Source organism: Corynebacterium mycetoides, from assembly GCF_900103625.1.
GTDB classification, from domain to species: domain Bacteria; phylum Actinomycetota; class Actinomycetes; order Mycobacteriales; family Mycobacteriaceae; genus Corynebacterium; species Corynebacterium mycetoides.
Genome location: NZ_LT629700.1, coordinates 1894098 through 1906171 on the forward strand (window position 1 = coordinate 1894098; position 12074 = coordinate 1906171).

14 protein-coding genes and 1 pseudogene are annotated in these 12074 nt (G+C 66.8%); 9 read left to right on the forward strand and 6 right to left on the reverse strand.

Features of this window, described 5'->3' with window-relative positions:
- The first annotated feature begins 11 nt into the window (after positions 1–11).
- The 3 genes from ccsB to BLS40_RS09120 are packed head-to-tail and all read left to right on the forward strand — an operon-like array spanning position 12 to position 2280.
- Positions 12–1034 carry a c-type cytochrome biogenesis protein CcsB gene (gene ccsB, locus BLS40_RS09110; protein ID WP_092151458.1) on the forward strand — a complete coding sequence of 341 codons (1023 nt, stop codon included), beginning with the start codon at positions 12–14 and terminating at the stop codon, positions 1032–1034.
- Positions 1035–2027, forward strand: coding sequence for a UDP-glucose 4-epimerase GalE (gene galE / locus BLS40_RS09115; protein WP_092151459.1), 993 nt, complete (start codon positions 1035–1037; stop codon positions 2025–2027). It begins immediately after the preceding gene.
- A 7-nt stretch (positions 2028–2034) separates the two neighbouring features.
- On the forward strand, positions 2035–2280 hold the full coding sequence (locus BLS40_RS09120; protein ID WP_092151462.1) for a helix-turn-helix domain-containing protein: 246 nt from the start codon (positions 2035–2037) through the stop codon (positions 2278–2280).
- Here BLS40_RS09120 and BLS40_RS09125 read toward each other — a convergent pair.
- Positions 2277–2534 carry a hypothetical protein gene (locus BLS40_RS09125; protein WP_092152254.1) on the reverse strand — a complete coding sequence of 86 codons (258 nt, stop codon included), beginning with the start codon at positions 2532–2534 and terminating at the stop codon, positions 2277–2279. The two genes, BLS40_RS09120 and BLS40_RS09125, sit on opposite strands and share 4 nt — an antisense overlap.
- A gap of 45 nt (positions 2535–2579) precedes the next feature.
- Here BLS40_RS09125 and BLS40_RS09130 point away from each other — a divergent pair, with 45 nt between their 5' ends.
- Entirely contained in the window at positions 2580–2891 is a 312-nt protein-coding gene (locus tag BLS40_RS09130; protein ID WP_092151464.1) for a DUF4229 domain-containing protein, read from the forward strand.
- A gap of 9 nt (positions 2892–2900) precedes the next feature.
- Here BLS40_RS09130 and BLS40_RS09135 read toward each other — a convergent pair whose 3' ends face one another.
- Positions 2901–3818 carry an AEC family transporter gene (locus BLS40_RS09135; protein WP_092151466.1) on the reverse strand — a complete coding sequence of 306 codons (918 nt, stop codon included), beginning with the start codon at positions 3816–3818 and terminating at the stop codon, positions 2901–2903.
- A 57-nt stretch (positions 3819–3875) separates the two neighbouring features.
- Entirely contained in the window at positions 3876–4058 is a 183-nt protein-coding gene (locus BLS40_RS09140) for a YegP family protein (RefSeq protein WP_092151468.1), read from the reverse strand.
- Positions 4059–4652: 594 nt separating this feature from the next.
- Here BLS40_RS09140 and BLS40_RS09145 point away from each other — a divergent pair.
- Positions 4653–5897 (forward strand): HNH endonuclease signature motif containing protein, encoded by a 1245-nt coding sequence (locus BLS40_RS09145; RefSeq protein ID WP_157672469.1) that lies wholly within the window; start codon positions 4653–4655, stop codon positions 5895–5897.
- Here the strand turns inward: BLS40_RS09145 and BLS40_RS09150 are convergent.
- A complete protein-coding gene (locus BLS40_RS09150) occupies positions 5894–6793 on the reverse strand; it encodes a 1,4-dihydroxy-2-naphthoate polyprenyltransferase (RefSeq protein WP_407922428.1) in 900 nt (299 codons plus the stop codon). The two genes, BLS40_RS09145 and BLS40_RS09150, sit on opposite strands and share 4 nt — an antisense overlap.
- A 47-nt stretch (positions 6794–6840) precedes the next feature.
- On the opposite strand from BLS40_RS09150, the gene BLS40_RS09155 reads away from it, so the two are divergent.
- Entirely contained in the window at positions 6841–7695 is an 855-nt protein-coding gene (locus tag BLS40_RS09155; protein WP_092151472.1) for a glycosyltransferase, read from the forward strand.
- On the opposite strand, the gene menE is transcribed toward BLS40_RS09155, so the two are convergent.
- Positions 7696–8826, reverse strand: coding sequence for an o-succinylbenzoate--CoA ligase (menE, locus tag BLS40_RS09160; protein ID WP_092151474.1), 1131 nt, complete (start codon positions 8824–8826; stop codon positions 7696–7698). It lies immediately after the preceding gene.
- A 12-nt stretch (positions 8827–8838) separates the two neighbouring features.
- The gene (locus BLS40_RS09165) at positions 8839–9765 is read right to left on the reverse strand and encodes a 1,4-dihydroxy-2-naphthoyl-CoA synthase (protein WP_092151476.1); all 927 of its coding nucleotides are present in this window, start codon (positions 9763–9765) and stop codon (positions 8839–8841) included.
- A gap of 130 nt (positions 9766–9895) precedes the next feature.
- Here BLS40_RS09165 and BLS40_RS09170 point away from each other — a divergent pair, with 130 nt between their 5' ends.
- The 3 genes and pseudogenes from BLS40_RS09170 (at position 9896) to BLS40_RS09180 (ending at position 12055) form a co-directional block, all read left to right on the forward strand.
- On the forward strand, positions 9896–10108 hold the full coding sequence (locus BLS40_RS09170; RefSeq protein WP_092151478.1) for a FeoA family protein: 213 nt from the start codon (positions 9896–9898) through the stop codon (positions 10106–10108).
- Positions 10109–10116: 8 nt separating this feature from the next.
- Positions 10117–11800, forward strand: a pseudogene (gene feoB / locus BLS40_RS09175) (ferrous iron transporter B).
- Between the two features lie 9 nt (positions 11801–11809).
- A complete protein-coding gene (locus BLS40_RS09180; protein ID WP_092151480.1) occupies positions 11810–12055 on the forward strand; it encodes a hypothetical protein in 246 nt (81 codons plus the stop codon).
- Positions 12056–12074: the final 19 nt, after the last annotated feature.

The following is a 12074-nucleotide window of genomic DNA, read 5'->3' on the forward strand; positions in this document are numbered from 1 at the left end:
AGGTTTAGCCTATGCTCGTGGACTCAACCATGGCGGACCTGTCTGACCTGACGTTCCGCACCGCTTTCGTTATCTACCTCGTCGCGTTGATCATGTCGTGCGTCTACTACGGGCGCATGTTCGGGGTCGTCGACATGCGCCGGGAGCGCGCCCGCTCGCAGGCCGAGAGCGCCACCTCCAAAGTCCCCGTCACTGTCGGGGCGGGCGGGCCGCCCACGACCGTGGCGCCGGCGCCTAGCGTTTTCGACGAGTCCGAGTACTCCCGCCGCATCGCCGGCGCCCGCAAGTGGGCGAACATGACGCAGGCGCTGGTGTGGTTCGGCATTCTGCTGCACCTGGCCTCGTTCATCACCCGCGGCCTGGCCGCCCGGCGTTTCCCGCTGGGCAACCTGTACGAGTACATCTTGTTCATGTCGGCGGTAGTGATGGTGGCCGCGGCGGTGGTGATCCAGCGCAGGAACTGGCACACGCTGTGGCCGTGGGTGCTCTCGCCGATGATCATCGCGATGTTCCTCAACTCCACGGTCTTCCACATGCAGGCCGCGCCCGTCGTGCCGGCGCTGCAGTCCTACTGGCTGCCGGTGCACGTGTCCTCGGTGTCCATCGGGGCGTCGATAGGCATCGTCTCCGGGCTTTTCGCCCTGCTGTACCTGCTGCGCATGTGGCAGCCGCGGGGCGAGGAGCACGGCTTCTTCGGCGCCATTGCCAAGCCGCTGCCGAGCGCGAAGACGCTGGACCAGATCACGTACAAGACCGCGATTATCACCCTGCCCCTGTTCGGCATCGGCATCGTCTTCGGAGCGATCTGGGCCGAGGTGGCGTGGGGCCGCTTCTGGGGCTGGGACGCCAAGGAAACGGTGTCCATGATCACGTGGGTGCTCTACGCCGCCTACCTGCACGCGCGCGCGACCGCTGGCTGGAAGAACGTCCGCGCCGCCTGGATCAACGTGTTCGCTCTGGCCATGACGATTTTCAACATGACCTACGTCAATACGGTGATCGCGGGCCTGCACTCGTACGCGGGGCTGAACTAAATGAAGGTGCTTATCACCGGCGGCGCCGGCTTCATCGGGTCCACGGTCGCCTCCTGCTGCGCGGATAACGGGATCACCCCGGTCATCCTCGACGACTACTCCACCGGCCTACGCGTCTTCGCGCAGCGCTTCGCCCACTACGAGGGTGACATCGCCGACGAGGCCTTGCTCAACCGCATTCTCGACGAGCACCCGGACATCGAGGCGGTGATTCACTGCGCTGCCAAGATCGTCGTGCCGGAGAGCGTCGAAAAGCCCGTCATGTACTACGACAACAACGTCGGCAAGGCGATCTCGCTTCTGCGCGTTATGTCCGCGCGCGGGGTGGGGAAGTTCCTGCTCAGCTCCACCGCGGCGATGTACGAGCCTGACCCGGATTTCATGGTCAGCGAATCCAGCACGGTCAATCCCACCAGCCCGTACGCGGCGTCGAAGTGGATGTTCGAGCGCGTGCTTGCCGATGCCGCCTCGGCCGGCGTCATCCGCGCCATCGCCCTGCGCTACTTCAACCCGATCGGCGCCGACCCGCAGCTGCGCACCGGTCTGCAGAATCCGGCGCCCTCGCACGCGCTGGGCAAAATGATCACTGCGCACGCCTCGGGCGAGCCGTTCACGGTCACCGGCGTGGACTGGCCGACGCGCGACGGCTCGGGCCTGCGCGACTACATCCACGTGTGGGACCTCGCCCGCGCCCACGTTCTGGCGCTGCGCGCGCAGCTTGGGGATTACGAGGTGATCAACCTCGGCACCGGCACGGGGACGACCGTTTTCGAGCTCGCCGAGGCCGTGGGCGTGGCCACCGGCACCCCGCTCGAGGTGCGTTCCGCCCCGCGCCGCGACGGCGACGTGGTCGGCAGCGCCGCGCGCACCGACAAGGCCGCGCAGGTGCTGGGCTGGAGTCCTGAGTACTCCGTCGCCGACGGCGTGCGCCACTCCCTTGCGTGGGCCCAGAAGCTGCCGGAGGTGCTGCGGGCCGAGGACGAGGCGAGGTAAGCGAGCCATGTCCGGACCCCGTAACAAGACCGGCAAGCCCGCGAGCGAGGACCCGGTGCTCATCGAGCTGGGGGAGCAGATCGCCCGTGCCCGCCGCGCCGCGGGGCGCCTGCAGCAGGAGGTAGCGGACTCCGCCGGCGTGTCGCGCTCGACGCTGCACACCATCGAGCACGGCGGGGCAGGCGTGCGCTGGGAGAAGGTCGCCGCCGTGGCCGCCGCGTTGGGCCTGGCTATGACGTTTGAGACGCCCTAGTCGTCGTCCTCCTCGAGCCGTTTGCGCCGTTCCTCTTCCTCCCGTTTGCGGCGCTCTGCTTCTTCCTGGGCGCGGCGCTGCTTGAAGCGATTCTTCTCGATGCTCCACAGGAACTCTTCGTCATCGTCGGGCCCCTTGATGGCGGGAGGCGCTTCGCGCTGCGCCCCGTAGCGCTTCGAACTGCCGGGGCCGAACGCGCGCCACAGCATCCACACAGCGAGGATGACGAGGAGCACGAGCAAGATTCTTCCCATGCCCTCCAACATACTGGGTGGGGGCATTGGGTAGGGTAGCGCCTTGTGAGTGATCTTCATGCCCCCGAGGTCGACCCCGGCGTGCGCGCCCGCGCCAACAAGGCGATCGCGGTGTACGGCGGGCTGCGCCTGGCGCTGTTCCTGGGTTTGACCGTGGTTATCCAGCTGGCGGCCGTGGCGATCGGCGCCCCGGTGCCGCTGATCATCTCCGCGCTGCTCGCGCTCATCGTGGCGTTCCCGCTGTCCATGGTCGTGTTTTCCCGCCAGCGCGTCGCCGCCGTCGGGGCGCTGGCCACCTGGCGCGCCCAGCGGGACGCCCGCAAGCGCTGGATCCAGGACGAGCTGGCGCAGCGCTAGGCGCCTGCGCTACAGCACCGCCGCGATGAACAGCATCGCCGGCAGCGACAGAAACGTCGTGAGGAACACCGTGTCGCGGGCGACGGTTTCACCGACCCGGTAGTTCGCCGCGTAGTTGTACACGTTTTGGGCGGTCGGCAGCGCTGCAAGGATGACGGCGGCGTAGAGCTGGTTGCCCTCCAACCCCGCCAGGGTGGCGATTCCCCAGGCCACGGCCGGCATCGCCGTGAGTTTCAGGGCGGTTGCGGTGAGCGTCGGCAAACGGTCTGGTCCGGACTTTAAGACGCTGCGGCCGTTGAGCGAGGCACCGAAACTCATGAGGATGAGCGGGATGGACGCGCCGCCGAGGATGCGGATTGGCGCCATCACGGGCTCAGGGACGGTCCAGCCGGCCGCGGAAACCGCGAAGCCCGCGATCGCCGCCAGCACCATCGGCGCCGTCAGGCCCGCGATGATGGAGTCGCGCACGTGATGCTTGCCGCTGCCACCCGCGTTGAGGCCGGCGATGATGAACGGGGAGAGCACCGCCATCTGCAACAGCACCGCGGGCACGACGTAGGTGGCGTCGCCGATGACGTACAGCGCGATGGGCAGGCCCATGTTCACCGAGTTGAAATAGCTTGACGACGCCGCCCCGGCCATCCTCGTCGGCACATCCTGCCGGAAGAAGATCATCGAAATGACCCAGAAAATCCCCATCGTGATCAGCGTGGACCCGAAGACCACGGCGTTCACAGGGGAGAGGAACGTGGAGGTGTCCGAGGTGGCCACGGACGAGAAAATCAGCGACGGCGTCGTCGCCCAGAACGCGACGCGGTTGAACTGCAGCCGCGCCTCGCCCTGGCCGATGATGCCGCGCCGCGCCAGCACGTAGCCGACACCGATGACGGTGAAGATGATGGAAAACCCGGTGAGTACGTCTAGCACTAGTCACCGCCCTCTCCGTAGAATCGCCGGGTTTAAGTGTATCCAGCGTGGGGCGTCCTACGCCGTCAGGTCTCTGATTTCGGCGTCTGCCGCCGCGCGCTGGACCGCCGCGGTGCCCTTGATAGCGGCCGCCCTGGATTCGTTGGCCTCGCCCGTCGCGACGACCTCGCCGTTGCCGGCCTTGAGACGGAAGCGGAACTTCCCGGACTTGTCCTCGCAAACTTCGAACTTCCCAGCCATCGTGCGCCTTTCTCATGCGTGTGGAAATGGATTTTCCGGACGCTACTCCTCGAAGTGGGGCTGCCAGAGCCCCGCAACGTGTACGTTTCCTTCGAGGTTTCTACAAAACCGCAGGGACTCCGCAGCGGCGGAGTGGTGCGTGCTTGCCGACGTCCACCCGCTGCCTCGGTACCCCGGGTTTGCAAAACCCCAGGAACTCCGCAGCGGCAGAGTGGTGCGTGCTTGCCGACGTCCACCTTTACACACGGTCGTCTCCGCAGGACTGTGCTGCAAAACCCCAGGAACTCCGCAGCGGCGGAGCGGTGCGTGCTTACCGACGTCCACCTTCACACGCTCGGTCGTCTCCGCAGGACTGTGCTGCAAAACCCCAGGAACTCGCAGCGGCGGAGCGGCTGAAAAATTTTCTCCGCGCCCCTTGACTTAGAACAAGCGTTCCACTAACTTGGAGCGCAGAATAGGTCGAACACTTGTACGGGGGTAGAAATGTCGACAGCAAATGAAACTTCGATCGAGTACAGTTCCACGGGTCGGGCGGGGGACATTGTCAGGGCGATTCGTTCCAACCAAACGTGGGCAGTGCAGTCCCGCGCGGAAATGCTGGTCGCTCTGGCCGATTTCGAGTATTTCGGACTGGCAGAGTCATTCGGGGAAACATCGACGGCGGGGTGGCTGGCTCGCGAGCTGAAGCTGGCGCCATCCACGGCGTTCGAGTACGTCAGCGTTGCGCGTCAGCTTCCTGACTTCCCGTTGCTCACAAAAGCCTTTAGGGGTGGTGAGTTTAGCTATTCCACCGTCCGTTTTCTGTTGAAGCACCTCTCTCCGGATAACGAGGCACAGCTCGTTGACCTCGCACAACGCCTGTGCTTCACAGAGCTTCGGCAAGCTCTGGCAGGCCTGGGTAGCTCACAGGAGGCCGAGAGGGAGCCCGATTACCACCACCGGGTGCGCCATGCGGACAACGGCGACGTGATCGTTTCTGCGCGGCTCAATGCCATGGACGGTGCGGCCTATCTCGCAGCATTGAAGATCGCGCAGCTGTCCAACTATGGGCTCGAGGACGTCGACGAGCATGACCTTGCCGATGAAGAGAAGGTTGAGGAGCTGCTGGCTGAGAAGCAGGCCCAACCGGAAGTGGACCCTGCGGAGGAGTTGGAGCCCGTTCCTCAAAAACGGGAATCCTTCTCCGATGCGCTCAAGCGCAGCTTTTCGCGCTTTGGGCCACCAGTGAAAGATGACATGCATTCGGCCTTACTTTCGATGATTGCCATGGTGCGCTCCCGCCCCGTGAGTGACCTTCGGGCACCCGGAGCTCACGTGAACATCATGATGACCACCAACGGCCGGACCTGGCTGCCGGGTAACCTTGCTGCGCCGTCGGAGACGGTGAAGAACTACCTCGACAACGCCATGCTCAGGCTGCATCTGCTCGACAACGATGGGGTGACCCTTCACCTCGGGCGCACCGCGCGCTTCGTCAACAACGGGCAGCTGCGCGCCTTGCTCGCGGTGTGGAACTACCAGTGCGCCATGCCGGGGTGTAGCCACACCCGCTTCCTCGAGGTGCACCACATCAAGGAGTGGAGTGACGGGGGCAGCACAAACTTGGAAAACCTGATACCCCTTTGCTCGTCCTGCCACTCGCGAGTGAGCAACAGGCAGGCGCACATCACCACCAACGGGCGCGACATTGAGTTTCGGTTCCGAGGAGGGCGGCGTTTCGTGTCCCGGGCGAGGCAGCTTCCGGAGGAGACAGATGCGTTCACGGGGCCGCTCGTGCCTCAATCAGCCATTGACAGGTCCGCGCCCGACCATGAGAGGGGAGGCGACTTCGATGATTAGGCGAACGCCAGCGCGACGGCGGTGACGACGGCCCAGACCAGCATCGCCCTGCCGTTGAGTCCGAGCACGGGGATAAGTGCCGCCCCGGTAGCACCACGCAGCACTTTCAACACAGACGCGACGGCGAGGGGCAGCGCGATCAGCGCCGCAAGCGCGGGCAGAGAGACCAACGCGAGAAACAAGGTGGCGATGAAGGGGGCGAGGGTGAGAAGGGTGAAGAGGCGTCGGGCCCGGGCGTCGCCAAGCCGCACTGCGAGGGTGTGCTTGCCGGCGACGGAGTCGGTGGGGATATCGCGGATATTGTTGGCTAGATTGACGGCCGCGGAGATGGAGCCGATGGCGAAGGCGGCCGCGAACCCGGTCCAGCTCACCACACCCGATTGAGTAAATTCGGTGCCCAAGACGGCGACAAGCCCGAAGAACACGAAGACCGCGGCCTCGCCGAGCCCCTGGTAGCCGTAGGGGTTCTTGCCGCCGGTGTAGAACCACGCAGCCGCGATGCAGGCCGCCCCAACCACAATCAGCCACCACGCTGACATCACCGCTAGGATCGCGCCGGCCACTGCGGCGACGAAGAACGCGACAAACGCCGCGCTTTTCACGCGCGCCGGGGCGGCGAGGCCGGAGGCGGTTAGTCGGGTGGGGCCGGTGCGATCGTCGTCGGTGCCGCGGATGCCGTCGGAGTAGTCGTTGGCGTAATTCACGCCTATGATGAGCGCCCACGCGACGATGAGCGCCAGGAATGCCCGACCCAGGTGCGCGCCGTTGTTGGACGCGGCGGCGCCCGTGCCGACGATGACTGGGGCGAACGCGTTGGCCCAGGTGTGGGGGCGAGCGGCCTGTAACCAGTCTTGGGCGGTAGCGGAATAGTTTGGAGCGGTCATGGTCTCCATCATGCCCGCGCCCGGCGGGGTCGGGGTCATCCGTACTAGTGTTAGCCCTCATGTGGATTGACTACGCCGCTCGCCAAGCGCTGAACTCGGTGGGGGCCTTCGTGCGGGCGCCGCGGCTAAAGCTCGCGGCTAACGCTACGTCGCTGTCTTTCCCTCAACAGGGCGACACCGTAATTTCCCTGACCACTCACGGCAACCGCATGTCGGCTTCGGTGGCTGCGATTACGTCGCTGTTGATGGGCACGGAGCTGCTTCCAGTGTTCCTCTGGCTGGATCGCGACGATTTCGAGGCGGACTGGCCGGAGGGGTTGCGGGGCTTGGTAGATCGGGGACTTCAGGTTCGTTGCTCGGACGGTGCTTTTGGTCCACACACGAAGTATTTTGGCACCTTTTCCCAGTTCGCCGGCACCGACACGCGTGTAATTACGGTCGACGACGACATGATGTACCCGCGCTGGTTCGCCCCAAAACTGCTCAACGCCTCGGACGCGGACCCCGACCTTATCGTGGCGTACCGCGCGCACCTGATGACGTTCGACGGCGACAAGCTTGACAACTACCGGCGGTGGAAGGCGGTGTACACCACGGCGCCGTCGCATCGGCATTTCGCCACCGGGGTGTCGGGGGTGGCGTACCCTCCGTCAATGGTGGACTACGTCGCCAGCCTGGGGACAGAGTTTTCCCACCACGCACCCAAGGCCGACGACGTGTGGCTCAACGCGTGCGCGGTGCGCTCCGGCCACAAGGTGCGGCAGGTGTTCCCGCACCCGCGCGAGTTCTCCATCGTGCCTGGATCACAACGCACGGCGCTGGTGCGCAAGAACCTCGGGGGCGGCGGAAACGACGCACAGCTCGACGCAACGTACACCGAGGAGGATCTGGCGAAGCTCCGCGCAGGGGAGTAGCTAGACAAATAGCTCGGCGACGGCCGCGCGGTCCACCTTTCCCGGGCCCAGCTGGGGCAGGGCGGCGAGATGGCGCACCTCCTTGGGGACTTGCCAGCGGGGCAGGTCCGCGAATGCGTCCATGAGGTCGGCCACGGTGGCTGAGCCGGCGTATGCGGCGCAGATCCGGTGGCCGAGCCGCTCGTCCGGCACACCGACGACGCAGGCGTTTACAACCCCGTCGACGCGGAGCATGACGTTTTCGAGGACTTCGGGATGGAGTTTCAGTCCGCCCGAATCGATGATGTTGTCGAGCCGGCCGGAGACGGTGAGGTGGGCGTCGACAAGCGTGCCCGCGTCGGAGGTGGCGAACCAGCCGGGCTCCGCGAATGCCTCGTGGTCGCGGAGGTTGCGGTAACCGTGGGCGACCATGGGGCCGCCGAGGTGAATGCGGCCGTCTGCGACCCGGACTTTCGCGCCGGCGATCGGACGGCCGTCGTAGACGCAGCCGCCGGAGGTCTCGGAGGAGCCGTAGGTGGTCACGACATTGATGCGCAGCTTTCTCGCCGAGTCGAGCAGCGCCGGGTGCGTGGCCGCGCCGCCGACGAGGACCGCGGAGTACAGTCGCAGCGCGTCGATGCCCTCGAGCGAGCCCAGGGTTTTCCCCAGCTGCATCGGGGTCAGCGAGGTGTAGCAGCGCTCGCCGGTGTCCGCGAGCGAACGGGACTTGGCGGCGAAATCCGGGATGCTGAACCCGCGCGAGAGGTCGACGAACTCGGGCTCGGTTCCCGCCACCAGGCTGCGGACGAGCACCTGGAGGCCGGCGATGTAGGCGGCGGGCATGGCGAGCAGCCAGTGGCCCTCGCCCCCGAGGTGCTGGTGGGTGGCGTCCGCGCTGGAGATCAGGTTCGCCGCGGTCAGCTGGGCCCCCTTCGGGGTGCCCGTCGAGCCGGAGGTGGACACTACCAGGGCGATGTCGCCGTCGATACGCTTGCCGACGCCCTGCGTGTTCCTCAGCACGTTCGCCCGCGCCGGGTCGTCGGTGGGGACAGGCAGCAGGCTGCGCTGCCCGGCCAGCGCCTCCTCGATGTCGGGCAGGATCGCCAGCGGGTCGCGGGGGTCGACGGGGAGAACTTCCAGCACGTGGGTCACAAGCGACACACCCTAGTAGTAGTACGGAAAGTCGTCCCAGTTCGGCGCGCGTTTGCCAAGGAAGGAGTCGCGGCCCTCCACGGCCTCGTCCGTCATGTACGCCAGGCGGGTGGCTTCGCCGGCGAAGACCTGCTGGCCCATGAGCCCGTCGTCGGCAAGGTTGAAGGCGAACTTGAGCATGCGCTGCGCGGTGGGGGACTTGCCGTTAATCTCGCGCGCGACGGCGATGGCCTCCTCCTCCAGGCGCCCGTGGCCGGCGACGATGTTGACCGCGCCCATGCGCTGCATCTCCTCGGCGGAATAGGTTCGGCCGAGGAAGAAGATCTCGCGGGCGAACTTTTGCCCCACCATCTTGGCCAGGTAGGCGGAGCCGTAGCCGGCGTCGAAGGAGCCGACGTCGGCGTCGGTCTGCTTGAAGCGGGCCTCCTGGCGCGACGCGATGGTCAGGTCGCACACGACGTGCAGCGAGTGCCCGCCGCCGGCCGCCCAGCCGTTGACCACGGCGATGACCACCTTCGGCATGGTGCGGATGAGGCGCTGGACTTCGAGAATGTGCAGGCGGCCGCCTTCGGCTTTGACGCGCGCGGTGTCCACCTCGCCCGAATCGGTGGCGTACTGGTATCCGGAGCGGCCGCGGATGCGCTGGTCGCCACCCGAGCAAAACGCCCAGCCGCCGTCCTTCGCACTCGGGCCGTTGCCGGTGAGCAGCACCGTGCCCACCGACGGGTCGCGCCGGGCGTGATCGAGGGCGCGGTAGAGCTCGTCGACGGTGTGCGGGCGAAACGCGTTGCGCACCTCCGGGCGGTCGAACGCGATGCGCACGATGCCGTTGGCGCGCCCGCCTCCGTTGTGGCGGTGGTAGGTGATGTCGGTGAAGTCGAAGCCGTCGACGGTGTCCCATTGGGCGGGGTCGAAGGGCTGCTCGGTGGAGTAACTCATGCTTTGTGATTGTAGGGCTAACCCCGGATGGGTAATTTGGGAACAATTTCGTCAGCAAATTCTTGGTTAGGTATTACCTACCTAAATTGCGCCGGTCTATCGTGACACCTATCAAACGCTCATCGCGCTTATCGACGTTCCCGTCGGCGCCCAGGCCATCATCGGCAACCACTCCTCCGACCCCGCTACCGCCCGGCGGCTGCGGGAGCTGGGCATGCGCCCCGGGGCCAGCGTCACCGTCGTGCAGAAGACTTCGGGCGGCGGGCGCGTCGTCCGCGTCGGTTCCACCCGCTACGCGCTCGGCGCGCAGGCGCTGCGCTCGATCGCCGTCGCCGCCGCGTAATGTCCGCCATGGCTGAGAAGTCAATTGCGGCGGCGCCCTCGTGCCGCTGCGAGGGCGCGACCGTCGTGGCGGGCAACCCGGACGCCCCCGTTGTCGCGCTCGTCGGCGCCCCCAACGCGGGCAAGTCCACGCTGTTTAACGCGCTGACCGGCGCGCGGGTGAAGATGGGCAACTGGCCCGGTACCTCCGTCGAGGTCGCGCGCGGGGTGTGGCGCGCAGGCGAGACCGAATACGCCGTGCTGGACCTCCCGGGCACGTATTCTCTGGATCCGCTGAGCCCCGACGAGGAGCTCACCCGCGAGCTGCTGCTCGGCCACCCGGCGGACGAGCGCCCCGACGTTGTGCTCGTCGCGGTTGACGCCGCCAGCATCGCGCGCGGGCTTTACCTTGCAGCTCAGGTGGCGGAGTACCCCCTGCGGTGCATCGTGGTGCTCACCAAATCGGACGTCGCCGCCGCGCACGGGGCGGAGTACGATGCGACGGAATTGTCGGCGCGGCTGGGGATTCCCGTTGTCGAGGCAGATCCCCGCAGGAAGGAGATCGCCGGGTTACGGGAGGCCGTCGATAAGCAGCTCGCGCACCGGCCGGCAGCCGCCCGCGAGGCGGAGGGGGCAGACGAGCTCGAGCGTGCCGACGCCCGCTTCGCCTGGGTCGACCGCGCCGTCGCCGCCGCCACGGTGCGCAATGAGCCGCGAGCGACGCTCACCGACACCGTGGACCGCTTCGCCCTGCACCCCGTCGCGGGGCCAGTGCTGTTCCTCGCGGCCATGTGGGCCGTCTTCCAGATCACCACGACAGTGGCCGCGCCGCTGCAGGACGCGCTCGACGCGTTCTTCACCGGGCCGGTAACGGGGGTGGCTGAGGCGATCCTCCCGGACGTCGCGTGGCTGCGCGGGCTCGTCATCAACGGGATCATCGGCGGCGTCGGCATGGTGCTGACGTTCGTGCCGCTCATGGCGCTGATGTTCCTGTGCCTGGCGGTGCTCGAGGATTCCGGATACATGGCCCGGGCCGCCGTGGTGGCGGACCGGCTCATGCGCGGAAACGGCCTGCCCGGAAAGGCGTTTATCCCGCTCATCGTGGGTTTCGGCTGCAACGTCCCGGCGATCGCCGCGACGCGCGTGCTGGGGGACCCCCGCCAGCGCAGGATGACGGCGCTTCACCTCGTGCTCGGCGCGCCTGACGGTCTACGTCATGCTGGCTGCGACCTTCTTCCCGCGGCACTCCGGCACGGTCGTGTTTTCCATGTACGTCATCTCGATTCTGCTCGTCATCGCCGCCGGGCTGGTCATGCGCTCCACGCTGTGGCGCACGATGGGATCCGCGCCGCTGGCTCCCGTGTTCGAGCCCGCGGGATTCGGCTCGTGGTCGCTGACCGACCCGCTGATCACCGGATTCGTGGCCAAGGAGGCCGTCATCTCCAGCTGGGCGCAGACCTACTCCGTTGAGGAGCCCGCGGCCTTGGAGGAGAAGATCCGGGAGGACTTCGATACAGCCTCCGGCGGGCACGCCGCCGCGGCGGTGTGGGCGTTTTTGATTTTCCTCCTCTCCCACACCCCGTGCGTGGCCACCCTCGCCGCCCAGCGCCGCGAGATCGGGCTGAGATGGACCCTGTTCGGACTGGTCACGCAGCTCACCACGGCCTGGGTGCTCGCGGTGGCCACCTTCCAGATCCTCAAGGTGGTGCTCTAGATAGGACCGATGTCCACGGTGATGAACGCGATTCGCGCCGGCGCCACAGGCCGCGCCGACATTGTGCGGCGCACCGGCCTGACCCGCGCGACCGTCGACGCCGTCATCGAGCGCCTCGAGGCGATGGGGCAGCTGCGCCGCGAGGGCCTGAACTCTACCTGCGCCGCCGGGGGCTGCGGCAGTTGCTCCTCCAACGACGCCTGTTCCATTCAGCAGGGCCCGGTCGCGCTGGTGCTGGGCGTGCGGCCGTCCTAGCCTTGGGGTATGAGACGAG

Excerpts from the sequence above, each read along its gene's own strand:
- ccsB (WP_092151458.1), top strand. The coding sequence starts at position 12 with ATGCTCGTGGACTCAACCATGGCGGACCTGTCTGACCTGACGTTCCGC.
- galE (WP_092151459.1), top strand. The coding sequence starts at position 1,035 with ATGAAGGTGCTTATCACCGGCGGCGCCGGCTTCATCGGGTCCACGGTC.
- BLS40_RS09120 (WP_092151462.1), top strand. The coding sequence starts at position 2,035 with ATGTCCGGACCCCGTAACAAGACCGGCAAGCCCGCGAGCGAGGACCCG.
- BLS40_RS09125 (WP_092152254.1), bottom strand. The coding sequence starts at position 2,534 with ATGGGAAGAATCTTGCTCGTGCTCCTCGTCATCCTCGCTGTGTGGATG.
- BLS40_RS09140 (WP_092151468.1), bottom strand. The coding sequence starts at position 4,058 with ATGGCTGGGAAGTTCGAAGTTTGCGAGGACAAGTCCGGGAAGTTCCGC.
- BLS40_RS09145 (WP_157672469.1), top strand. The coding sequence starts at position 4,653 with ATGCTGGTCGCTCTGGCCGATTTCGAGTATTTCGGACTGGCAGAGTCA.
- BLS40_RS09150 (WP_407922428.1), bottom strand. The coding sequence starts at position 6,793 with ATGATGGAGACCATGACCGCTCCAAACTATTCCGCTACCGCCCAAGAC.
- BLS40_RS09155 (WP_092151472.1), top strand. The coding sequence starts at position 6,841 with ATGTGGATTGACTACGCCGCTCGCCAAGCGCTGAACTCGGTGGGGGCC.
- BLS40_RS09165 (WP_092151476.1), bottom strand. The coding sequence starts at position 9,765 with ATGAGTTACTCCACCGAGCAGCCCTTCGACCCCGCCCAATGGGACACC.
- BLS40_RS09180 (WP_092151480.1), top strand. The coding sequence starts at position 11,810 with ATGTCCACGGTGATGAACGCGATTCGCGCCGGCGCCACAGGCCGCGCC.